This window comes from Methylobacterium sp. WL9 (genome assembly GCF_008040035.1).
Lineage (GTDB): Bacteria > Pseudomonadota > Alphaproteobacteria > Rhizobiales > Beijerinckiaceae > Methylobacterium > Methylobacterium thuringiense.
On record NZ_VRVE01000002.1, the window covers coordinates 55686 to 77145 of the forward strand.

At 67.7% G+C, this 21460-nt stretch carries 21 protein-coding genes and 1 pseudogene; 8 read left to right on the forward strand and 14 right to left on the reverse strand.

Annotated elements, in window-relative coordinates; all coding sequences use genetic code 11:
- Position 1 precedes the first annotated feature (1 nt).
- Positions 2-952 carry a xanthine dehydrogenase family protein subunit M gene (locus FV217_RS01290; protein WP_147813516.1) on the reverse strand — a complete coding sequence of 317 codons (951 nt, stop codon included), beginning with the start codon at positions 950-952 and terminating at the stop codon, positions 2-4.
- Entirely contained in the window at positions 949-1584 is a 636-nt protein-coding gene (gene paoA, locus FV217_RS01295; RefSeq protein ID WP_147813518.1) for an aldehyde dehydrogenase iron-sulfur subunit PaoA, read from the reverse strand. The genes FV217_RS01290 and paoA overlap by 4 nt, the downstream gene beginning before the upstream one ends.
- Before the next feature lie 454 nt (positions 1585-2038).
- On the opposite strand from paoA, the gene frr reads away from it, so the two are divergent.
- The 6 genes from frr (at position 2039) to lpxD (ending at position 10302) form a co-directional block, all read left to right on the forward strand.
- Complete coding sequence (frr, locus tag FV217_RS01300) at positions 2039-2605, forward strand: ribosome recycling factor (protein WP_147813520.1); 567 nt, start codon at positions 2039-2041, stop codon at positions 2603-2605.
- Positions 2606-2737: 132 nt separating this feature from the next.
- Positions 2738-3625, forward strand: coding sequence for a phosphatidate cytidylyltransferase (locus tag FV217_RS01305; RefSeq protein ID WP_147813522.1), 888 nt, complete (start codon positions 2738-2740; stop codon positions 3623-3625).
- Positions 3626-3633: 8 nt separating this feature from the next.
- Positions 3634-4812: a 1-deoxy-D-xylulose-5-phosphate reductoisomerase gene (gene dxr / locus FV217_RS01310; RefSeq protein ID WP_147813718.1), complete on the forward strand. Its 1179-nt coding sequence runs from the start codon at positions 3634-3636 to the stop codon at positions 4810-4812.
- A 147-nt stretch (positions 4813-4959) separates the two neighbouring features.
- Positions 4960-6120 carry an RIP metalloprotease gene (locus FV217_RS01315; protein ID WP_147813524.1) on the forward strand — a complete coding sequence of 387 codons (1161 nt, stop codon included), beginning with the start codon at positions 4960-4962 and terminating at the stop codon, positions 6118-6120.
- A 351-nt stretch (positions 6121-6471) separates the two neighbouring features.
- Entirely contained in the window at positions 6472-9027 is a 2556-nt protein-coding gene (bamA, locus tag FV217_RS01320) for an outer membrane protein assembly factor BamA (protein WP_147813526.1), read from the forward strand.
- Positions 9028-9240: 213 nt separating this feature from the next.
- A complete protein-coding gene (gene lpxD, locus FV217_RS01325; RefSeq protein ID WP_147813528.1) occupies positions 9241-10302 on the forward strand; it encodes a UDP-3-O-(3-hydroxymyristoyl)glucosamine N-acyltransferase in 1062 nt (353 codons plus the stop codon).
- 69 nt (positions 10303-10371) lie between these two features.
- On the opposite strand, the gene FV217_RS01330 is transcribed toward lpxD, so the two are convergent.
- On the reverse strand, positions 10372-11385 hold the full coding sequence (locus FV217_RS01330) for a WcbI family polysaccharide biosynthesis putative acetyltransferase (protein WP_147813530.1): 1014 nt from the start codon (positions 11383-11385) through the stop codon (positions 10372-10374).
- A 7-nt stretch (positions 11386-11392) separates the two neighbouring features.
- The gene (locus FV217_RS01335; RefSeq protein WP_147813532.1) at positions 11393-12118 is read right to left on the reverse strand and encodes a tyrosine-protein phosphatase; all 726 of its coding nucleotides are present in this window, start codon (positions 12116-12118) and stop codon (positions 11393-11395) included.
- 319 nt (positions 12119-12437) lie between these two features.
- On the opposite strand from FV217_RS01335, the gene FV217_RS01340 reads away from it, so the two are divergent.
- Positions 12438-13568 (forward strand): DUF2778 domain-containing protein, encoded by a 1131-nt coding sequence (locus tag FV217_RS01340; RefSeq protein ID WP_147813534.1) that lies wholly within the window; start codon positions 12438-12440, stop codon positions 13566-13568.
- 42 nt (positions 13569-13610) lie between these two features.
- On the opposite strand, the gene FV217_RS01345 is transcribed toward FV217_RS01340, so the two are convergent.
- The 5 genes from FV217_RS01345 to FV217_RS01365 all read right to left on the reverse strand — a co-directional run bounded on the left by FV217_RS01345 (position 13611) and on the right by FV217_RS01365 (position 18291).
- Positions 13611-15359: a PAS domain-containing sensor histidine kinase gene (locus FV217_RS01345; protein ID WP_147813536.1), complete on the reverse strand. Its 1749-nt coding sequence runs from the start codon at positions 15357-15359 to the stop codon at positions 13611-13613.
- A gap of 1 nt (position 15360) precedes the next feature.
- Positions 15361-15666 carry a circadian clock KaiB family protein gene (locus FV217_RS01350; protein WP_147813538.1) on the reverse strand — a complete coding sequence of 102 codons (306 nt, stop codon included), beginning with the start codon at positions 15664-15666 and terminating at the stop codon, positions 15361-15363.
- Positions 15663-16001 (reverse strand): circadian clock KaiB family protein, encoded by a 339-nt coding sequence (locus tag FV217_RS01355; protein ID WP_147813540.1) that lies wholly within the window; start codon positions 15999-16001, stop codon positions 15663-15665. Before FV217_RS01355 ends, FV217_RS01350 begins: the two co-directional genes overlap by 4 nt.
- Positions 15998-17689, reverse strand: coding sequence for a circadian clock protein KaiC (gene kaiC / locus FV217_RS01360; protein WP_147813542.1), 1692 nt, complete (start codon positions 17687-17689; stop codon positions 15998-16000). Before kaiC ends, FV217_RS01355 begins: the two co-directional genes overlap by 4 nt.
- 116 nt (positions 17690-17805) lie before the next feature.
- Positions 17806-18291, reverse strand: coding sequence for a copper chaperone PCu(A)C (locus tag FV217_RS01365; protein ID WP_187272389.1), 486 nt, complete (start codon positions 18289-18291; stop codon positions 17806-17808).
- 494 nt (positions 18292-18785) lie between these two features.
- Here FV217_RS01365 and FV217_RS23275 point away from each other — a divergent pair.
- Positions 18786-18884, forward strand: a pseudogene (locus FV217_RS23275) (ISAs1 family transposase); the annotation flags it as partial.
- Between the two features lie 269 nt (positions 18885-19153).
- Here FV217_RS23275 and FV217_RS01370 read toward each other — a convergent pair.
- The 5 genes from FV217_RS01370 to crcB all read right to left on the reverse strand — a co-directional run bounded on the left by FV217_RS01370 (position 19154) and on the right by crcB (position 21377).
- The gene (locus FV217_RS01370; protein WP_147813546.1) at positions 19154-19480 is read right to left on the reverse strand and encodes a hypothetical protein; all 327 of its coding nucleotides are present in this window, start codon (positions 19478-19480) and stop codon (positions 19154-19156) included.
- On the reverse strand, positions 19477-19623 hold the full coding sequence (locus tag FV217_RS22625; RefSeq protein ID WP_187272390.1) for a hypothetical protein: 147 nt from the start codon (positions 19621-19623) through the stop codon (positions 19477-19479). The genes FV217_RS01370 and FV217_RS22625 overlap by 4 nt, the downstream gene beginning before the upstream one ends.
- 281 nt (positions 19624-19904) lie before the next feature.
- A complete protein-coding gene (locus FV217_RS01375; RefSeq protein ID WP_147813548.1) occupies positions 19905-20564 on the reverse strand; it encodes a M15 family metallopeptidase in 660 nt (219 codons plus the stop codon).
- Positions 20564-20998, reverse strand: a complete 435-nt coding sequence (locus tag FV217_RS01380; RefSeq protein ID WP_147813551.1) for an EamA family transporter — start codon at positions 20996-20998, stop codon at positions 20564-20566. Before FV217_RS01380 ends, FV217_RS01375 begins: the two co-directional genes overlap by 1 nt.
- A 10-nt stretch (positions 20999-21008) precedes the next feature.
- On the reverse strand, positions 21009-21377 hold the full coding sequence (crcB, locus tag FV217_RS01385) for a fluoride efflux transporter CrcB (protein ID WP_147813553.1): 369 nt from the start codon (positions 21375-21377) through the stop codon (positions 21009-21011).
- Positions 21378-21460 lie beyond the last annotated feature (83 nt).

Below are 21460 nucleotides of genomic sequence, written 5' to 3' on the forward strand. Positions count from 1 at the left end.
ATCAGCCCCTCGCTTCGGTGAGCACGGCATCGAGCGTGCGCTCGGCGAGCTTCAGCTTGAACGCGTTGTCGTGGGTCGGCTTGGCGCCGGCAAAGATCCGCTCGGCTGCCGGCTTGGCGCCCTTGGCCAGTTCGGCCTCGGCCGCCTCGACCCGCCAGGGCCGGGGCGCCATTCCGCCGAAGGCGACACGCGCAGAACCGTCGCGCTGGACGATCGCCGCCACGGAGACGAGGGCAAACGCGTAGGAGGCCCGGTCGCGGACCTTGCGATAGACCTGCGTGCCGCCTACGGGCTTCGGCAGGGTCACGGCGGTGATCAGCTCGCCGGGCTTCAGAGCGGTCTCGATCTGCGGCGTGTCGCCGGGCAGGCGATGGAACTCGGCCACCGGAATTTTTCGCGCGGCCCCCTCAGCATCGACCGTCTCCACGGTGGCATCGAGTACCCGCATCGCCACCGCCATGTCGCCGGGATAGGTCGCGATGCAGGCCTCGCTCGTGCCGATCACGCCGAGCTGCCGGCTGACGCCGCCGATCGCCGCGCAGCCCGAGCCCGGCTGCCGTTTGTTGCAGGGCTGGGCCGTGTCGTAGAAATACGGGCAGCGGGTGCGCTGCAGCAGGTTGCCGGCCGTCGTCGCCTTGTTGCGCAGCTGCCCCGACGCGCCCGAGACGAGCGCCCGGCTCAGCACGCCGTAATCCGTACGAACCCTTGCGTCGGCCGCGAGATCGGTGTTGCGCACCAGGGCGCCGATGCGCAGGCCGCCCTCTTGCGTCGCCGCGATCGTGTCGAGCCCCAGCCCGTTGACGTCGACGAGATGCGCCGGTGTCTCGATCTGCAGCTTCATCAGGTCGAGGAGGTTGGTGCCTCCGGCGATGAACTTGGCGTCCGGCATGCGGGCGGCGGCGGAAGCGGCCTCGGCAGGCGAGGCGGGCTTCTCGTAAGTGAACGCTTTCATGCGCGCCTCCCGGCTACTTCGGTCATCGCGTCGACGATGTTGGAATAGGCGCCGCATCGACAGATGTTGCCGCTCATGCGCTCGCGAATCTCGGAGGCCGTGACCTCGCTCGCCGCCGTTAGGTCGGCGGTGACGTGGCTCGGAATGCCGGCCTTGATCTCGTCGAGCACAGCCACGCCCGAACAGATCTGGCCCGGCGTGCAGAAGCCGCACTGGTAGCCGTCGTGCTTGATGAAGGCCGCCTGCATCGGGTGCAGGGCGTCCGGCTTGCCCAGACCCTCGATGGTCGTGATCTCATCGCCTTGGTGCATGATCGCGAGGGTCAGGCACGAATTGATGCGCCGGCCCCCCACGATCATGGTGCAGGCGCCGCACTGGCCGTGGTCGCAGCCCTTCTTCGAGCCGGTGAGGTGCGCGTGCTCCCGCACCGCGTCGAGGAGCGATGTGCGCGTGTCGAGTTCGAGGTCGTGCCGCCGACCGTTGATCGTGAGGGAGACGGGCGTTTTGACCGCCCTGTCGGCGATGGGGGCTTCCGCCCGCGCCGTCAGGGGCATCACGGTCAGGGCGGTGCAGGCGGACGCGCCCGCGACCAGGTCCCTCCGGTTGAGTGCGAACTCTCCGGGATGTTTCATGCCGCTTTCTCCGAACCGCAGCCTGGACGGGGGGCGCCCGCCAGCCGGTGTCACGCCGCAGCCGCGGCGCTGTATTATGGATTTGCTCTAAACTAGCTCCCCTTTGGCCCGCGACCACACTCATGGGGCGCGGCCGGAGGTCGCCGGAACCGATCGGCTCGGCCGAGCTGGCGCCGTTGTGGTCGGCCCGAACGTGCGGACACACGGCGCCCGGCATTTCTCGCGAGAGATCGGTTGCGATCTCAGGCTTTTCCAGCCTTGGGACGTCGCGAACGGCGCTTGCGGATTTGCGAGGCTGCCCGATTTCGTTCATGGAAGCCGCAAGTGAGCCCGGCCCCTCGCCGGCGTCCGGGCTTCGCATCGAAAACCTGCCCAGCGGCGCTTTTTCTCGACGGATCGGCCTCCGCATCCGTGACAAGAGCGCCCCGGACTGCGACGGGACGACTGTAAAAACATGGCTGCACTCCCCGAATTCGACCTCGACGACATCAAGCGCCGCATGCAGGGCGCCATCGCATCGCTGAGCAAGGATCTCGGCTCGCTGCGTACGGGCCGAGCCACGCCGAGCATCCTCGACCCGATCCAGGTCGACGCCTACGGATCGGCGATGCCGATGGCGCAGGTCGCCACCGTGAGCGTCCCGGAGCCGCGCCTGCTCTCGATCTCGGTCTGGGACCGCTCCATGGTCACCGCCGTCGAGAAGGCCATCCGCGAATCCGACCTCGGGCTGAACCCGCAGACCGAAGGCCAGACCATCCGGCTGCGCATCCCCGAGATGAACGAGCAGCGCCGCAAGGAGATGGTCAAGGTCGCGCACAAATACGCGGAAGAATCCCGCGTCGCCGTGCGCCACGTGCGCCGCGACGGCCTCGACCATCTCAAGAAGCTCGAGAAGGACGGCGCGATCTCCGAAGACGACGAGAAGCGTCAGGCCGGCGACGTCCAGAAGGCGACCGACTCGTTCATCGCCGAGGTCGATCAGGTACTCGCCACCAAGGAGAAGGAAATCATGCAGGTTTGAGACCCGCATGAATCCGTTTAGGCGCGGGCCGCTAGGATCGTGCCGGCTCGAAGATCGGGGGAGAGGCGCGGTGAACCGCTCGCACGGTGCGTGCCGGACCGTCACGGTGGCCTCCCGGAACGGTTGCGGCGGATGACGCATCCAGACGAAGCCGGCGTTTCGCCGGCGCCACGCACGGCCTTCGCCTCTCGCGAGTTCTTTCTGCGCGTTATCTCCGCGATCGTGCTCGGGGCCGTCGTGCTCGGCGCGCTCGTCGTGGGAGGCTGGCCGTTCGCACTGGTCTGGCTGGCCGCGGGTATCGTCGGGGCCGCCGAGTGGTTCACCATCAGCCGCACCGAACCGACCCTGGTGCTGACCCTGGCGAACGGCGCGGTGCTTGCCGTGGCTATCCTCGTCATCTTAGCGGGCGCGCCGCCCTGGCTGGTTCTCGGGGTCTTCGCACTGGGCCTCGCCGCGATGCTGGGGCTCGCCAGGGGCGACGGCTCCGCGCGCCGCAATGCCGTCGCCGGACTCCTCGGGGGCGCCGTCATCGCTGTGGTGCCGACGGTGCTCCGCGAGATGCCCGGCATCGGCCTGGTCGGGCCGGCCTGGATGTTCGCGGTGGTCTGGAGCACGGATATCATTGCGTATTTTACCGGCCGCAGCCTAGGTGGACCGAAGCTTCTGCCGCGCGTCAGCCCGAAGAAGACCTGGTCCGGCGCCCTTGGCGGCCTCGCCGCCGGCACCCTCGCGGGCCTCGCCGTCGTGCTCATCGCGCGCGACCACGGCTGGAGCACGCTCGCCGCCCTGCCGCTCCCGGCCGTCGCGCTGGCCAGCGCCGCCGCCTCCATCGTCAGCCAAGCCGGCGACCTCCTCGAATCCGCCCTGAAACGCCGCTACGGCGTGAAGGATTCGGGACGCTCGATCCCGGGCCACGGCGGCGTGATGGATCGCCTCGACGGCTTCTTCGCCGTCGCGCTGCTGGTCGGCATCTATCTAATCTTACACGTTGTTCTGGCCCGCGAGACGCTGCCGGCCTGAGGGGAAGAATCGTGCTCACCGTCTCCATCCTCGGCGCCACCGGCTCGATCGGCGCCTCCACCACCGACCTGCTCGCGCAGCATACGGACCGCTTCCGCGTCGGCTCCCTGGTCGGCGGCCGCGATGCCGCGTCCCTGGCCAAGCTCGCGCGAGAGACGAACGCCTCCTTCGCCGCCCTGGCCGACGACAGCGCCGGGCCTGCCCTGGCCGAGGCGCTCTCGGGCTCCGGCATCCCCAACGGTGCCGGCGAGAGCGCGGTGCTGGAGGCGGTCTCGCGCGACGCCGACATCGTCGTGGCGGCGGTGAGCGGTGCGGCCGGCCTGAAGCCGACGCACGCCGCGCTTCGCCTCGGGCGCACCATCGCCCTCGCCAACAAGGAGAGCCTGGTCTGTGCCGGCGACGCCTTCATGCGCGACGCCAAGCGCTACAACTCTTTGTTGTTGCCCGTGGATTCCGAGCACAATGCCCTGGCTCAGGCGCTGGGCGGCGGCCCGGTCTCGGATGTGGCCAAGATGACGATCACGGCGTCCGGCGGCCCGTTCCGGACCTGGACGCGGGAGCGCATCCAGGCGGCGAGTGCCGCCGAGGCCGCCAAGCATCCGACCTGGTCGATGGGGATGAAGATCAACATCGATTCGGCCTCGCTGATGAACAAGGGCCTCGAACTGATCGAGGCGCATCACCTGTTCGCCATCGGGCACGACCGCCTCGACGTCATCGTCCACCCGCAATCGATTGTGCACGGCCTCATCACCTGGCGCGACGGCGCGGTGACGGCCGGCCTCGCCATGCCGGACATGCGCGTCCCGATCGCGCATTGCCTCGGCCTCGGCGACCGCCTGTCGATCGCCCGCGGCCGGGGTCTCGATCTCGCCGCCACCGGCAGCCTGACCTTCGAACCGGCCGACGAGGAGCGCTTTCCCTGCCTCCGGATCGCCCGCGCGGCCCTGGCCGAGGGCGGCGCCGCGCCGACGGTCATGAATGCTGCCAATGAGATCGCAGTCGCAGCCTTCATCCGCGGCGAGATTTCCTTCTACGGAATTGCCGCACTGGTCGAGCGGGCCTGCGAGCATTTCGCGCCTGCCTTCCGCACCGCCCCGGGCGACATCGACGAGGCACTGGCGATCGATGCCGAGGTACGGACCTGGTCGACGGAGAGTCTGGCCGAGACCCGCGCCGCCGGCTGACGGATATCGGGGACAGCGGGGAAAGCGAGCAACTGCCGGGATGGGGGCTCGCGAACGGGTGCGGGCCGTGCGACGATCCGGGATTGCCGCCGCACTTGCATCCGTGTGCCGACCGGATCACGAAAGCCGCGGCGAGGGGATGGAACGATGGAATTTCTGACCGCCATGAGCGGCACGGCGGCGGGCTTCTTCAGCGCGCTCCTCACCTTTCTCGTCGTGCTCACGATCGTGGTCTTCGTCCACGAGATGGGCCACTTTCTGGTCGGACGCTGGTGCGGCGTCGGCGTCCATGCCTTCTCGATCGGTTTCGGGCCGGAAATCGTCGGCTTCAACGACCGGCACGGCACCCGCTGGAAGCTCTGCGCCATCCCACTCGGTGGCTACGTCAAGTTCGTCGGCGACGCCAACGGCGCCAGCGTGCCGGACCCGGAAGCCATCGCGAAGATGGATCCGCACGAGCGGGCCATCAGCTTCCCGACCCAGTCCGTCGCCAAGCGTGCCGCCATCGTCGCGGCCGGGCCGATCGCCAACTTCATCCTGGCAATCGCCGTCTACAGCAGCGCGATCTGGATTGCCGGCCGCTACGAAATCCCGCCACGCGTCGACGCGGTGATGCCGAACAGCGCCGCCGCGCGCGCCGGCTTCGAGCCCGGCGACGTCATCAAGGCGATCGACGGTAAGTTGGTCGGCACATTCAACGGGATGCAGCGGATCGTCTCGACCAACGCCGATTCGAATCTCGTCTTCACCGTCGAGCGCGCCGGCGCCGAGACTCGGCTCACCGCCAAGCCGGAAGTCTACGAGGAGACGACGCCGTTCGGCCGCCATCGCCTCGGCCGCCTCGGCATCCAGGGTCCGAAGGGCAACGAGGGCAAGGTGGTCCGTTACGGGCCGCTCGATTCGCTCGCGTTCGGCTCGCAGGAAACCTATTTCATCGTCGAGCGCACCATCAACTTCCTCGGCAAGCTCGTCACGGGACGGGAATCGGTCGACCAGCTCTCCGGTCCCATCGGCATCGCGCGGGTCTCCGGCGAGGTCGCCCGGGTCGGCGGTGTCGGCGGCATCATCAACTGGATCGCGTTCCTGTCGGTCTCGATCGGCCTGCTCAACCTCTTTCCGATCCCGCTCCTCGATGGCGGTCACCTGCTGTTCTATGCCTGCGAGGCGATCCGCGGCCGTCCGCTGAGCGAGCGCGTGCAGGAAATCGGCTTCCGCATCGGCCTCGCGCTGGTTCTGATGCTGATGCTGTTCGCGACCAAGAACGACATTTTCAATGCGGTCGCATCCTGGAGTCCCCGCGGGACCTGAGCCGGGAGTGCAGGACCGGCGGGCTTGGCGTTATCGGCTTGCCCGCCATGAAAAAGTCCAAAAACCAACCGTTCACGAACCCTGAAGAAGCGCCGAGGCTTTTCGAAAAAGCCTCGGCGCTTCCGATGTTTACGGGGCGTTCACCCTGTCGTGAAATCGTGCGGAACTCCCCTGCATCGTTAAGTTGCCCGAAGGCCACGACCCGCCAAAATCCCTTTGGGTCGTCCCTGTAGCCGTTGCTTCGCTTCGGAATCCCGATAGAAGCGTGGCTGGGACCAGAAGGCGTTACGCTGCAAAAGCGGACGTCTGCGGGTGCGAACCCGTACTGATAATAAAGAGACGGGCGAATACATGATCTCGATGACGGGGAAGCGCCGGCGCAAGTCGGCGGAGCGGACCATCGGACTGATCGCCACCGCAGCTGTCGGCGTCGTTCTGAGCGGCGCGGCATTCGCGCAGCAGATCGTCGTCGAAGGCAACCGCCGGGTCGAATCGGATACCATCCGCTCCTACGTGACCGGGACGGCCTCCGGGTCGCCCGAGGAGGCGCGGCGAAACCTGCTCTCCACCGGCCTGTTTTCCGATGTCCAGGTTTCTGCGCGCGGTGGGACCACCGTTGTTCGTGTGCGTGAGAACAACATCATCGGCCGCGTGGTCTTCGAGGGTAACAAGAAGCTCGAGAAGGCGACGCTCCAGGGCGTCGTCGAGTCGAAGGACCGCGGTGCGCTCAGCAACGCCGTGATCGCCGCCGACGTCGAGCGCATCCGCGAGACCTACCGCCGCTCGGGCCGCGGCGGCGCGAAGGTGACCTACCGTCTGGTCGATCTTCCGAACGGCCGCACCGACGTGGTGTTCCAGGTCGACGAGGGCGACAAGACCGGCGTGCGCCAGATCGCGTTCGTGAACAACAACGTCTACTCGGAATCGACCCTCAAGGGTCTGATGACCACCTCCGAGATGAACTTCCTGAGCTTCATCAAGACCTCCGACGTCTACGATCCCGATCGCATCGCCTCCGATCTCGAGATCGTCCGCCGCTACTACCTCCGCAACGGCTACGCCGACTTCCGCGTCGTCTCGGCCGATGCCCGCTACGTCGACGGTGACGGCGAGGCCGGCTGGGTCGTCACGGTGACGGTCGAAGAGGGCGAGCAGTACACCGTCGGCGCCGTCTCGGTGGACAGCCGCGTGCCCGGCGTCGACCAGGGCGCCCTCGACGGCGAGATCCGCGCCCAGGTCGGCGACGTCTACAATGCCGAGAACGTCGAGAAGACGCTCTCGGGCGTTACCACTGAGGTCAACCGCCAGGGCTATCCCTTCGCCCAGGTCCGCCCCACCGGCCAACGCGATCGCAACACCCATCAGGTGGCGCTCGGCTTCGTCGTCGAGGACGGCCCGCGCGTCTACATCGAGCGCATCAACGTGCGTGGCAACACCCGCACGCGGGACTACGTCATCCGCCGCGAGCTCGATCTCGGCGAGGGCGACGCCTACAACCGGGTGCTGGTCGACCGTGCCGAGCGCCGGCTGAACGGGCTCGGCTTCTTCAAGAAGGTGCGCTTCTCCAACGAGCCCGGTTCGGCCCCCGACCGTGTCGTCGTGAACATCGACGTCGAGGATCAGCCCACGGGGTCGTTCTCGGTCTCGGGCGGTTACTCGACCCAGGACGGCATCATCGGCGAAGTCTCGGTCTCGGAGTCGAACTTCCTCGGCCGCGGCCAGTACGTGCGCATCGCCGGCACCGGCGGCCAGTACGCCAAGGGCGTCGACTTCTCGTTCACCGAGCCGTACTTCCTCGGCTACCGCCTCGCGGCCGGCTTCGATGCCTTCTACAAGTATTCAGACCTGACCCGGTTCTCGCGCTACGAGACCACGGTCTATGGCGGCCAGCTCCGCATCGGCCTGCCGATCACGCAGGAACTCGGCGTGACGTTCCGTTACTCGCTGTACAACACCGAGCTGACGGTCCCGAACACGATCAAGCGGCCCTACAACGACTGCTCGATCCCGATTCCGGGCTACACGCTGGGGCAGGATGGGCAACCTATCACTGCCGGTTCCGCTAACGGACCGCCGCTATATCCGAACTGCGCCTATGACGGCGAGGCTTCGATCGCTCTAAAGGGCTCTCAGGGTAACACGCTGACCTCGCTCGTCGGTGCGACGCTCGCCTATTCGACGCTGGACAACATCGCCCGGCCCACCAACGGCTTCTACGGCGAGATCAAGCCCGACATCGCCGGTCTCGGCGGCGACTCGAAGTTCTTCCGCGTCACGGGTGATGCCCGTTACTACAAGGAACTCTACGAGGACGTCGTCGGCTTCGTCCGTATCCAGGGCGGTCACATCTCGGCCCTCAACGACGAGCCGCTCCGCATCACCGACCAGTTCTTCCTCGGCCCGTCGCTCGTTCGCGGCTTCGCCCCGAACGGTATCGGCCCGCGTGACGTCGGAACGACCGACGCCCGCTCGAACGCCATCGGCGGCACCACCTATTTCGGCGGCACCCTCGAAGTTCAGTTCCCGATCCCCTTCATCCCGAAGGATCTCGGCCTGAAGGGCGCCGTGTTCGCCGATGCCGGTACCCTGTTCGGCTACAGCGGTCAGACGCAGTTCAACGTCAACGGCGACGCCCTCATCAACGGCATCGGCCCCGGCGGCCGCTGCAACTTCACCAGCATCGGTACCGGCGCGATCAGGGTCGAGCCGGAATGCGTGAACGTGCGCGACAAGCCCACGATCCGCTCTTCGGTCGGCGCCTCGATTCTCTGGAACTCGCCGCTCGGACCGATCCGCTTCGACTACGCCTACGCGCTCAGCAAGGACGAGGGCGTTCAGACGGCCTTCGGCCGCGTCGGCAAAGACCAGATCCAGGCCTTCCGCTTTTCGGGTGGTTCGCGCTTCTGATCTCAACGACGCACCGCCCGGTCTCCGGGCGGCGGCAATCTCTGCAGAAGCCCGGAAACGCCAGTCGTTTCCGGGCTTCGTCGTTTCTGGCGGACCCGCATTCCCTCACGGTAGAGCGGAAGCGACGTCGCTCGAAAATGCTCCTGGTTGTTGGAATTCCTGCCGTTCCATGGTCTTGGACCGGATGACCGCAGCAACCACCGTGATCGCCTGATGTCGGACCGCGCCTTCTTCACGACCAACGGCACGCTGAGCCTCGCCGACATCGCCGAGGCCGCCGGGATCCCGTTACCCGAAGGCGCCGACCCTGCCGCAATCGTCACCGGAGCGGCCCCGCTCGAAAGCGCTGGGCCGGACGATCTCGCCTATATGGACAATGCCAAATACGGCGATGCGCTGGCGCAGACCCGGGCCAGGGTCTGTCTGGTCTCGAAGCGTTTCTCGGCACGCGTCCCTGCCGGAACCGTCGCGCTCGTCGTGCGCGACCCTTACCGCGTCTATGCGGCGCTCCTCGGACGACTCCATCCCGACGCGCTGCGGCCGGGGTCGCTGTTCGGATCGGCTGGCGTCTCTCTGGGTGCGCATGTCCATCCCGAGGCACGCCTCGAAGACGGCGTACGCGTCGATCCGGGCGCCGTGATCGGACCGGGTGCCGAGATCGGATCGGGCAGCGTGATCGGACCTGGGGCAGCCGTCGGTCCGAACGTCTGCATCGGGCGGGACTCGTCCGTCGGCGCGGGCGCGACCTTGACGAATGCGCTCGTCGGAAACCGCGTCATCATCCATCACGGCGTTCGGATCGGCCAGGACGGCTTCGGCTTCGCCATGGGCGCGGCCGGCCATCTCAAGGTGCCGCAGATCGGCCGGGTCATCATCCAGGACGACGTCGAGATCGGTGCCAACACCACGATCGACCGCGGTGCGAGCCGCGACACCGTGATCGGCGAGGGCACCAAGATCGATAATCTCGTCCAGATCGCCCACAACGTGGTGATCGGGCGGCATTGTGTGATCGTCTCCGGTGTCGGCATTTCCGGATCGACGACGCTGGAAGATTACGTGGTGCTCGGCGGGCAGGTCGGCGTGGTCGGCCACGTGCGCATCGGTATGGGCTCGCAGATCGCCGGGTCGTCCAACGTCAACCGCGACGTTCCGCCGGGATCGCGCTGGGGCGGAACGCCGGCGAAGCCCGTGCGCACTTGGTTCCGGGAACTCACCACGCTGGCGCGCCTCGCCGAGCGGGCTGGAGACAAGGGCGCTGAACCCGAGGCATGATCGATTCAAAAGTTTAGAGCAGGCTTCGCGCGAAAAACCGTCGCCACTTTTTCGCAGCCTGCTCTAGCGTCAGGCGGCGTCGAATAGGGCTCGAATCTCAGGCGCACTGGACCAGTGCTCGGTCCGGTGGCAGGTCAGCCGCGTCTTCGGCATCGTGTCGTAGAGCGCGAGGCTCCCTGCGATGAAGGTCTGCAGATCCAGCATCGACGGGGCCGCACCGGGCGCCGTACGCTGCTTGAACGTGTAGGAGCCGGCCAGTCCATACACGTCGGCGATCGGCGGATAGATCGGCCAGATCACGTCGTCGAGCAGGTCGTCGACCAGATAGGCGTCGACGGACAGATCGGCGGGGGCGAGATCGGCGTCGCGCGCGAGTCGCGCTGCGAGATCCGCCAGCACGAACAGCTTCGGATGGTTGATCGCATGCATGAACGCGCCCCTGCGCGACCAGCGCAGGATCTCCGGCGTAAGGTCGACGCCGACGGCTCGGCTCGATCGTGCCAGGTCCTCGGCAGACAGTTGCCAGCCATCGAGATAGCCGAGGGCGGCGAAGGTCTGTTCGCGAAACAGCCGGACGATGCGCGCGGCGGATACGCCGCGCAGGTATCCGAACAGGGTGATGGCCGAGTGGTAAGTGTGGAGCGGGGAGGGGACGAGGGCCGCCTCCGCCCCCGAGCCGAGATCGCCGACATAGACCATGTCGGGATGAAAGGCCGGAAACACGATTGCCGGAAACAGCCGTGCCTGCGGCAGCAGTTCGACGAGTTCTGCGGAGCCGCCGTCGCGAAAGCGTCCCGTCAGGAAGGGCTGTGAAAAGACGTGGTCGTAGGCCCTCAAACTCTCGGCGAAGGCACTCAGGCTGCGCCGACCCTTGCCGAGCGTACCGATCGGCATCAGGTCGACGCGGGCATTCGGCAGCAGCACGGTCAGCGAGCGTGCGACGCCGCGGGCCTGGCAATTGCCGATCACTGCGATCCGCGGCCCGGTCCGCCCGGCCGAAGCGTTTCGCGCGACGACGGTGGTCCAGGGCAGGAGGGCGCGGCCACGACGCAGCGCCCGCCTGCCGGTCTCCAAGAGAGCCACGCCGCGCCTATTCGCGCTTGATGACGCGGTCGACCACGAGATCCGACCAGAAGCCCGGCCGGAAATCGCGCTTGAGCGCCTCGGGATCATAGTCGTGCTCGACCCAGTCGAGGAAACTTCGGCCGCGCGCCTCGCCCTCGCGCAGGTAGGTAGCGAAGAAGGCGTCGAGGATGCCGGTCTTGGCGAAGCGGAAATGGCCGTAGCGCGGCGAGAGCTGCGCCGCCGCTTCCCGCACGGAGACGCCCTCATGCAGGATCAGGAACAATGCGGCGCCAAGTCCGGCCCGGTCCGCGCCGGACTTGCAGTGCATCACGGCGGGATACTCGACGCCCGCGAAAAAGTCCTTGGCCGCGAGGATGGTCTCCTTGGCCGGAGCCTCCCGCGAGCGCAGCACGAACTCGACGAGCTTGAGGCCCTGGCGCTCGCAGGCCTCGCGTTGAAGAGGCCAGGAGCCATGCTCGCGCCCACCGCGCAGCGAGATCACGCTGCGCACGCCCTGCCGCTTGAACCAGGCGAGTTGGTGCGGGCTGGGCTGGGCCGATCGCCAGATGATCCCGCTGCCGACGCGGTGCCGGTTGAGATAGGCGAGCCGGAACACACCGTGGTCGACGAGCAGCATGTTCGCCCAGGCCCCGGCCCGCGAGAGCGTTCCGACGATCGGCCGCTCGAACTTCGCGATGCGCGCCATGCGCCGCGCGTAGCGCGTTTCGGGAGGGAGGAAGCGGTTGAACACCAGGACCGGTCGCGGGCGTCTCGGCAGGGTTTGCCGGCGCCGCTCTAACAGGCAGCCGGTCACCCGACAACGCGCATGTCCGTTCGTCGCAGGACCGTTGGCGGCCCGAACGATGCCCGGTCCGCATCCGTCCTCACCAAGTGGCGATGCTCTCGTGCCGATCCGGACGCGAACCGCCCCGCTTCGGCCCAGATTCACCATGCTGTCGCCCCATAAAAGCCGGGCGGGCCCGGCTGTCTGATGCACGGCGAATGCTATCGGCCCGACGCGATCAAGGCGGGGCAAGCATCCGCAAGGCGACGAGGGGCCGACTGACCGCATGGAACACGCTGCAGCCCCGCCGGACGGCCACGCCCCCCGCCTTCTCCAACTCCGCCGCCGTGGTCCGGCCCTGTTGAGAGGAGTTCTGGTCGCGGTCACGGGCCTGGGCATCGTCGGCGGACTCTCGTACTCGGCCCGAATCGCAGCTGTCGGCGGTCACCGCGATTCGGTCTCCGAGGCCGTTGCCGAGGCAGCACAGCCCGGACCGGCCCTCGACTACGACGCCATCAACACCTTGCGCGGCGCCCTCCTCGCGTCGCTGTCGCCGTCCCCTGCGACGCCCGTGGAGGCCGTCCCAGCTTCGCCGGCCGCTCCCTCCGATATCGTGGCGGCCATCGAGACAACCACTCCGTTCGCCCGGCAGGAGCAGGCGACGTCGGCCGAACCGGAAGCCGAGTCGGGTGATCGGCTCGCTCAGACCGTGCCGCTGCCGGTCCCGCGGCCGCCCGAACTGCGTGGCCCGAATCCGCTGCAATTCTCTCGGAGCAACCGGGCCTCGCGCCGCGTCGCCGCCGCCGTGCCGCAGGCACCGGTGGAGGATACGCGCTCCTTCTTCGACAAGCTGTTCGGCGTCGCACCGGCGCCGACGAGCCCCGTGCTCGCCTATGCCGCGCTGGAACAGCCGCCGGCCGCCTCGGCGATTCCGCGGCAGGTCGCTCCGGCGCCGGTCCCACCCTCGGGCGGCGGCGTCGCCGTCTACGACATCAGCGCCCGCACCGTGACGCTGCCCAATGGCGAGAAACTCGAGGCCCATTCCGGCCTTGGCGAGAGCATGGACGATCCGCGCTCCGTTGCGACCAAGATGCGCGGTGCGACGCCGCCAGGCGTCTACGACCTCACCGAGCGCGAGGCGCTCTTTCACGGCGTGCGTGCCATCCGCCTCAACCCCGTCGGCGGCGCGGCCTCGATCTACGGCCGGGCGGGCCTCCTGGCCCACACCTACATGCTGGGCCCGAACGGCGCCTCGAACGGCTGCATCTCGTTTCGCGACTACAACAGGTTCCTGCAGGCTTATCTCAACGGCCAGATCGCCCGCGTCGTCGTCGTGCCGGGCAATGGCCAGGACGCATTGCCGAGCGTCGCCAGCCGGGGAACGGTGCGCACGGCGCGTGCAGGCAATGACGGCTGAACATCTTGGATGTTCGCATCGACATGAAACGCCGGTGGCCGATCAGCTGCCGTGCTGCCGTGTGATCTTCCGCAACACCCTGGAAAGATCCTCGACCGCGTAAGGCTTGCGCAGCAGTTCGAAGCCCTGCGGTCCTTCCTCTACGAGGATATGGCTGTAGCCGCTGGTGAGGACGACCGGCAGGGTCGGGTAGAGCCGGCGGATCTCGCGGGCCATCTCCACGCCGTTCATGCCGGGCATCACGACGTCGGAGAACACGACGTCGAACTGCGAGGCGTCCTCGACGAGAAGCAGCAGCGCATCCGAGGCGCGGGCGGCCCAGGTCGTGGCGTAGCCGAGATCCTGCAGCAATTGCGTCGAGAACGCGCCGACATCGGCGTTGTCCTCGACCACCAAAACCCGTCGGCCGCCGCCGCTGTCGCGCTGGATGCCGCGAGTCGAGGGCGCCGCTTGTTCCGGGCCGGTGCCCGGCTCGACCTGCGGCAGGTAGAGCGTAAAGGTCGAACCCTTGCCGAGCGCGCTCTCGACACCGACGGTGCCGCCGGACTGCTTGGCGAATCCGAAAACCTGAGAGAGACCGAGCCCCGTGCCCTTGCCGACCTCCTTGGTGGTGAAGAACGGCTCGAAGATCCGTCCAATCCTATCCGGCGGGATGCCGCAGCCGGTATCGGTCACGGCTACTGCGACGAACGGTTTCGCCTCGGCCTGCTGTCCGGCCTGCGCCGGCATCTTCGCCCCGCAGAAGACCCGGAGCCTTAGTACGCCTTCGCCCTCCATGGCGTCGCGTGCGTTGACGGCGAGATTGACCAGGGCCGTCTCGAACTGGCTGACATCGGCCTCGATGCAGCAGGGCACCGCGTGCAGGGCCCGCTCAATCCGAATGCGAGCACCGACGATCGTCCCGAGCATCTCGATGATGCGGTGGACACGATCGTTGACGTCGAAGGTTTCGGGCTTGAGCGATTGCCGCCGGGCAAAGGCGAGAAGCTGCCCGGTGAGCCGGGCGGCGCGTTCCACGGTATCGGCGATGGCGTCGACGTAGCGGCGGTGTCGCTCGGGCGCGAGGTCGGGACGGCGCAACAGGTCCGTCGACGACTTGATGATGGTCAGAAGGTTGTTGAAGTCGTGGGCGATGCCGCCGGTGAGCTGGCCCACCGCCTCCATCTTCTGTGCTTGCCGCAGGGCGTCCTCGATCTGCTCGCGCTCCTCACTCTGGGCACGAAGGCGGGCATTCGCCTCCGCGAGCTCGTGGAGATGCAGCTTCTGCTGGGTCAGGTCCGTGACGACGCCGCAAAGCAGCGGCGCGGTGTCGTCACGCTCGAGCTGGCTGAGCGAGACGTTGGCCGGCAGGTTGGTGCCGCCGATGGCCTGCAGGCAGAGTTCTGCCCGCGCGCTGCCGTCGGCAGCCTCACGCAGGAGCCGCTTCAGGGTCGGACCGTCATCCGCGGCAACGAAGCTGTGGAAGGGCTGCCCGATCAGGCGCTCCTGGCGCAGCCCCAACATCTCCGTCATCCGGCGGTTGCAGTACAGGATCAGGCCGTCGGCCGAGAGCGTAAGCGCGCCCTCCTGGATCTGTTCGATCAGGACGCGGTAGGGCCGGTCGGCGCTCTCCAGGGTATAGACGCGCTGCTGGTCGTCCGGCCCCTGCACCACGACGGCATCGAAGTCGCCACGCCGGATCGCGGCCAGCGTCTCCTCGCTCTCCTCGAGCCGGGCCTCCAGTTCGCGGATGCGGGCGCGATCGGCCTCGGCCGCCGTCTTATCCGCCACGGAATCAGGAGCCGAGCTCATCTTAGAGTTCGCCTGCGGAGGGAAGGCCGAGGCCGCGCAGCACGCGGGCCTCGTCGGAAAGATCGCCGATGATCTGGCGCGTCGGCAGCGGCGCAAGCTTCAGGAGGGTCGGCGCGGCGACGATACGGTCGGCCCTGGCGATCTCCGGTTGCTGGTAGATGTCGACGACTTCGAGATCGAAGCGGTCGGCGAGATGCGCCGTACAGATCCGGCGCAGGTTCTCCACCGTGCGGCGCGAGCGCGGCGCCGATCCGGCGATGAACAGCCGGAGGCGGTAGCGGGCCGGATCGGGCCCGTCGCCGCTCAAGACGTCGCCTTGGGGCGGATATCGAGGCCAACGAGCACCTTGTCGGTGTTTGAGAGGTCGCCGATGATCCGCTTGAGCGGTTCGGGCAAGCGCCGCACCAGGGTCGGGATCGCCAGGATCTGGTCGCCGGCGGCGAGCTGCGGGCTCTTCAGCAGGTCGATCACCTCGATCTCGTAGCGGCCCGAAAGATGCTCCTCGCAGACGCGCTTGAGGTTCGCCAGCGCGGTGACGGATTTGATGGTCTGTCCGGCGACGTAGAGGCGCAAATGGTAATGGCCGGGCTCGAGATCGGCGTCCGCGTCGGGATCGGTCTTGGTCGCGATGGTCTCGGTCATTCCGCGGCCCCCCGTCGTCCGGCGATCGTGGTGCGTTCCTGATTCAGCAGGGACTCGCGCAGCTCGTCCTCGGAGAGGATCACCTGCTCCTCCTCGTCGGCAAGGTCGAGGCTCGCGCGCAGTTCCGCAATCTGGCGCTCGAGACTTTGGCGCCGGCGCAGGACTTCGCGGCGGCGGCGTTCCGAATCCTGGCGGCGACGCAGCAGGGCGGCCTGCTCCTCGGCCTCCTGCACGACGCGGGCGGTGCCGGTGAGGACGCCGGCCGGTCCGACATAGGCGTCGACGAGCCGTACGCCGGAGGCCGACATCTGGAACTCGCGGACTTGGTTGGAATGGCTCATGCCGCGCGCCTTGATGACGTAGAGCGTGCGGGTGCGCTCGCCGTTGGCGTCGACGTCCTGCAGCTTGATCCAGGCATCCATCATCGAGGACAGGCCGAGATCGCCGGCTTGGTCGAAGGTGCCGTCCGTGCGCAGGCTGGTGAACACTGCTGTGATGCCGCGGCTCTTGAGCATGTCGACCATGCGCAGCAGCGTCGCCTGCAGCTCGGTGACCGGGCCGCGCAACGCCGAGACCGGATCGATCGCCACGATCGTAGGCTCGAACGTCTGGATATCCCGGTTCATCCGGGCGAGGTGCATTTCCAGCCCGTAGAGCGACGGCCGCGCCGCCTCGAAGCGCAACAGTCCCGAATCGATGTGTGGCTGCAGGTCCAGGCCGACCGAGCGGGCGTTGCGGCAGATCTGGGCGCCGCTCTCCTCGAAGACGAAGGCCATGCAGCGCTCGCCGCGCCGGCAGGCCGCGTCGAGCAGGTGCGAGGAGATCGTCGTCTTCCCGGTGCCGGCGACCCCGGAGATCAGGATGCTCGATCCACGGAAGAATCCGCCCGGGGCGAGCATCGCGTCGAGCCCGTCGATACCCGACGAAAGGACGTCGCTCGAAGCGCCGTAATCGAGGTCGGCGGAGGTGACCGGCAGGACGCTGATGCCCTGCTCGTCGATCAGGAACGGGTATTCGTTGGTGCCGTGCGCCGAGCCGCGATACTTTACGACCCGCAGGCGCCGCGTGGTGATCTGGTCCTCGACGCGGTTGTCGAGCAGGATCACGCAGTCGGAGACGTATTCCTCCAGCCCCTGCCGGGTGAGGTGGCCGTCGCCGCGCTCGCCGGTGATGACGGCCGTCAGCTCGCGTTCCTTGAGCCAGCCGAACAGGCGGCGCAGTTCCGAGCGCAGCACGGCGGCGTCGGTGAGGCCCGCGAACAGTGTCTCGATGGTGTCGAGCACCACGCGCTTGGCGCCGATCGACTCCACCGCGTAGGCCAGCCGGATGAACAGGCCGTCGAGGTCGTATTCGCCGGATTCCTCGATCTCGCCGCGCTCGACCCGGACATGGTCGATGGCGATCTTCCTGTCCGAAACCAGCTTGTCGAGATCGTAGCCGAGGGACGCGACGTTGGCGGCAAGGTCCTCGGCGCGCTCCTCGAAACTCATGAAGACGCCGGGCTCGTCGAACAGCGTCGCACCGTTGACGAGGAAGGTGATCGCGAAGAGCGTCTTGCCGCAGCCGGCAGCGCCGCAGACGAGGGAGGGCCGGCCCTCGGGCAGGCCTCCGTAGGTGACGTCGTCGAAGCCGGAAATGCCGGTCCGCGCCTTGGGTAGCGCCGGGGCGGTCGAAGGTTCAGGCGCCACGTATGATCATCCCCAGGCATCGCGGTGCACGATCGGCAGGATGATGTGCCCGAAAGGGCTGCCCGCATCCCGGGCGTGGGATGGACCGCGATGCGGGCCTTGGCAAGGGCGGCGCCTCAGTGCCCGTGGTGCGCGCCCTTGCCCGATGCGGGCTTGCGGGCAGCGCCCTCGATCGCGAATTCGAGCACGACCGGGCCGGCCTTCTCGAAGCGCAGGATGCTTTGCGCCGAGTTGCCCTGTTCGAGAGGGCCGATCAGTCCGGTGAACATCAGGTGCGGGCCGGTCGGCGAGAGCGTGATCGTCTCGCCCGGAGCGATGACGAGCCCGCCAGCGATCGCCTGGGTCGCCTTGCCGCCGCCGCTGACGATCTCGACGTGACCGGCATCGACGAACGAGCCGCTGATCAGGCGATCGGCCTCGCGGCCGGCATTGGTCACCGTGAAGTAGCCGGGCGCGGCCTTGGCGCCCTCGGGCGTCGCCGGCGCCCAGGGATGGGCGATCGTGAGCGGGCCAACCGCATAATCCGCAGCATGCGACGCGCCCGCTCCGCACGCGAGCAGAGCGAGCGTCAGTGCGAGCAGCTTGGTCTTGGTCTGTCTCATCATGTCCTCGGGATCGAAGGGCGCGAGGACGCTCCGTCTCGCGCCAAGCCTGTTGCAACCGGCATTCCAAATCAGCGCCGGCCACTACCGGGGGAGGTGGCGCGATTGTCGGTCGAGAATGGGGCGGAGCCGATCAGTCGTCCGCGACACGCCGTCAGGCCGTCGTGTCGCGCTTTGCGGTCCGTGAGGGTCCTGCGACTGCTCGATGGGCAAGTTGCCCCCTTTGCAATCCAGGCTTGTACGAGCGCCAGGGCAATCGGGTGAACGTGTGCGTGACATCGGGGTGAGATACTGAACCTGTCGTGATCCTCTGATCGGGATGAGGACACGGGCGTGAGTTGCGACGAGGCGGCCTTCGAGAAGCTGGGCGAAGCGGTTGTCTTCCTGACGTTCTTCGCGGCCCTGCCGAACCGGGCCGCCGGCCGGGATCGTCGCGCGTGACCTGATCGCCATCGAGGGCGCCGTCGTGACGCTCGTCCTTCGACGGGCTCAAGATGAGGGCCATGGGATGCCAACGCGGCATCGCCCGAAAGATTCTCGACGGATGCGCCGACTACGTCCTCGCCCTGAAGGGCAACCAGAGGACGCTGCACGCCGATCTCGACCTCTTCGTCGCCGAGCAGAGGGAGGCCGCTTCAAGAGCACCACGGTCAGCTGCCGCGAGATCGGAGCCGCGGTCGAGTGCGAGACCCGGCTCTACATCACCTCCCTGACCCTGCCGGCCGAGCGCCTCCGCACCATCGTGCGCAGCCATTGAGCCATCGAGAACAGCCTGCCTTGAGTGATGGACCTGGTCTGCCGCGACGACGAGTGCGGGCGGCGCGCCGACTACGCGCCCGCCAACTTCAGCGCCCTCAGAAACCTAAGCCCGGCCGGCCACTTCCATCTCGGCGAGCGTCTCCACTGGCTGCTGCATGACGGCGGCGGCGAGCATCGCTTCCAATACGATCAGGTCGGCTTCCGGGTCCGGCTGCCACCCGCAGCCACAACTGCCGCCGGGGCCGTGTGCGGCGGCGGTCTGGCGGTAGAGGTGGCCGAGCGCGCGGGCCGCGGCTTCGAGGGCCGCCATCACCGGCATCGGCTCGTTCTGGACGGTCCGCCAGAAGGCGCAGGTCAGGGCGCGCTCCAGCGACGACTGGCGGCCGCGCTCCTCGGCGATGCGCATGGCCGTGGAGACGCCGGCGGTCACAGCAGGTCTCCCCGATCCGAACCGGGCCGGATGTCGAGGAGGTCGAACAGGTCGAAGACGCCGTGCAGGTGCAGGCCGATGGCCGAACCGTCCCACCATGCGATCCTCGCGCATTCCCGGATCGCCCCGAACGCCCGCGCCATCTCGCTCTCCACTCTGCTCCAATCGAACCGCCAGGGCCGTGCTCTCGGCACTGCGAACACCGCGAAACTGCGGGGTGGATGAAGAGCGATCTGGCTGAAGGCTTTCGACATGGATGCTTAAGTGAACGAGGCGATCTCCGTAATCAAGTCATTGTGAAAACATTGGAAATACTCAAAAGCGCAAAAACACCAGTGGCATCGGCAGTGCTGAATTAGAAGAATTCAATGTGGTTTCGAAAGGCGAGGCAGGGCATCGGCTTGGCGACTTCGCCAATCCGACCTCAGCGCACCGGCAGGTCGAAAGCCGTGGCGGGATGGGGCTCGCCGCGAAGCGTGAAATGCCACCATTCCTGTGCGTAGGGCTGGAAACCGGCCCGAATCATCGCCGCCCGCAGCACGCCGCGTGCCGTCGATTGCGCCGGGGCGAGCTTGTGCCAACCCGGCGCGGATTCCGGGCCGAACCAGTCGAAGGGTGTGCCCATGTCGACCTCGTTGCCGCCGAGACGGACCAGCGTCAGATCGACGGTGGAGCCCCGGGAATGGGCGGAGCGCTCGGCGATGTAGCCGAGGCGAAACAGGTCGCGCTTGTCGATCGCCGGATAGAACGCGGCCTTCATGCGGGTGTCGGCAGGGTCGGACGCCCAGGCGACGAAATCGGCCACCGCCCGGGTCGGCCGGTAGCAGTCGAACACCTTGAGGCCGTAGCCCCGGCTGGCCAAATCGGCCTGCGCTGCGGCCAGCGCCCGGGCGGCCTTCGGCGTCAGCAAGCAGCGCGGCGCCTCGTAGCCGGCGATCCGGCGGCCGACGAAATTGTGCGCGCCGGCATAGCGCATCTCCACCGTGAGGCCGGGTACGACCGAGGCCGCATCGACGAACGGACTCTCCGCGTAGACCCGAAGGCAGCTGGCGAGAAGTGCGGCGACGATGGCCGGCCGTCTCATCAGCGGAACGCCACCAGCACGGCGCCGGCCGCGATCAGCACGACGCCGAGCCAGTTCACGCCGGAGAGCTTTTCGCCGAGGATCACCACGCCGAAGATTGCCACGAGGACGACGCTGAGCTTGTCGATGGGCGCGACGCGCGAGGCATCCCCGAGCGAAAGTGCGCGGAAGTAACAGAGCCAGGACGCGCCGGTCGCAAGGCCGGAGAGCACGAGAAACAGCGCACTGCGGCCGGGGATCTGCGTCAGCGCCTGGCTCTGGCCGGCGGCGAGCACGATCGCGCCGGTGAGGCAGAGGATCACCACCGTGCGCACGAAGGTCGCGACGTCGGATTCCACGCCCGTGACGCCGACCTTGGCCAGGATCGCGGTCAGCGCCGCGAACCCTGCCGAAAGCAGCGCCCAGAACCGCCAGGATTGCGCGAGCTCGGCCATGCCGCTTCCGTCAGAGAATCTGGCGCATCAGCAGCAGGCCGAACGCCAGCCCGCCGATGCCGGCGATCACGGATGTGAGAATGTAGGCGATCGCTCCGCCGGTCTCGCCGCGCTCGAACAGCATGAAGGCTTCGAGCGAGAAGGTCGAGAAGGTGGTGAAGCCGCCGAGTATGCCCGTCGCGATGAACAGCCGCGCCTGCATGCTGCCGCCGCGCAGGGCGAACCAGCCGGTAACGACGCCCATCAGGATCGAGCCGGCGACGTTGATCGTCATCGTGCCCCAGGGAAAGCCCGAGCCGAGCCGGATGGCGGCGAGGTTCACGCCATGGCGCAGCACGCCACCGATCCCGGCACCGAAAAAGACGAGGAGGGGGTTCATCCGGTCAGCCGATTGAGAGACTCAACATTGCCCGGCGATACCGCGCGTCGATCGGCGACCGCAACGCGGGAGCGGTCGCTGCG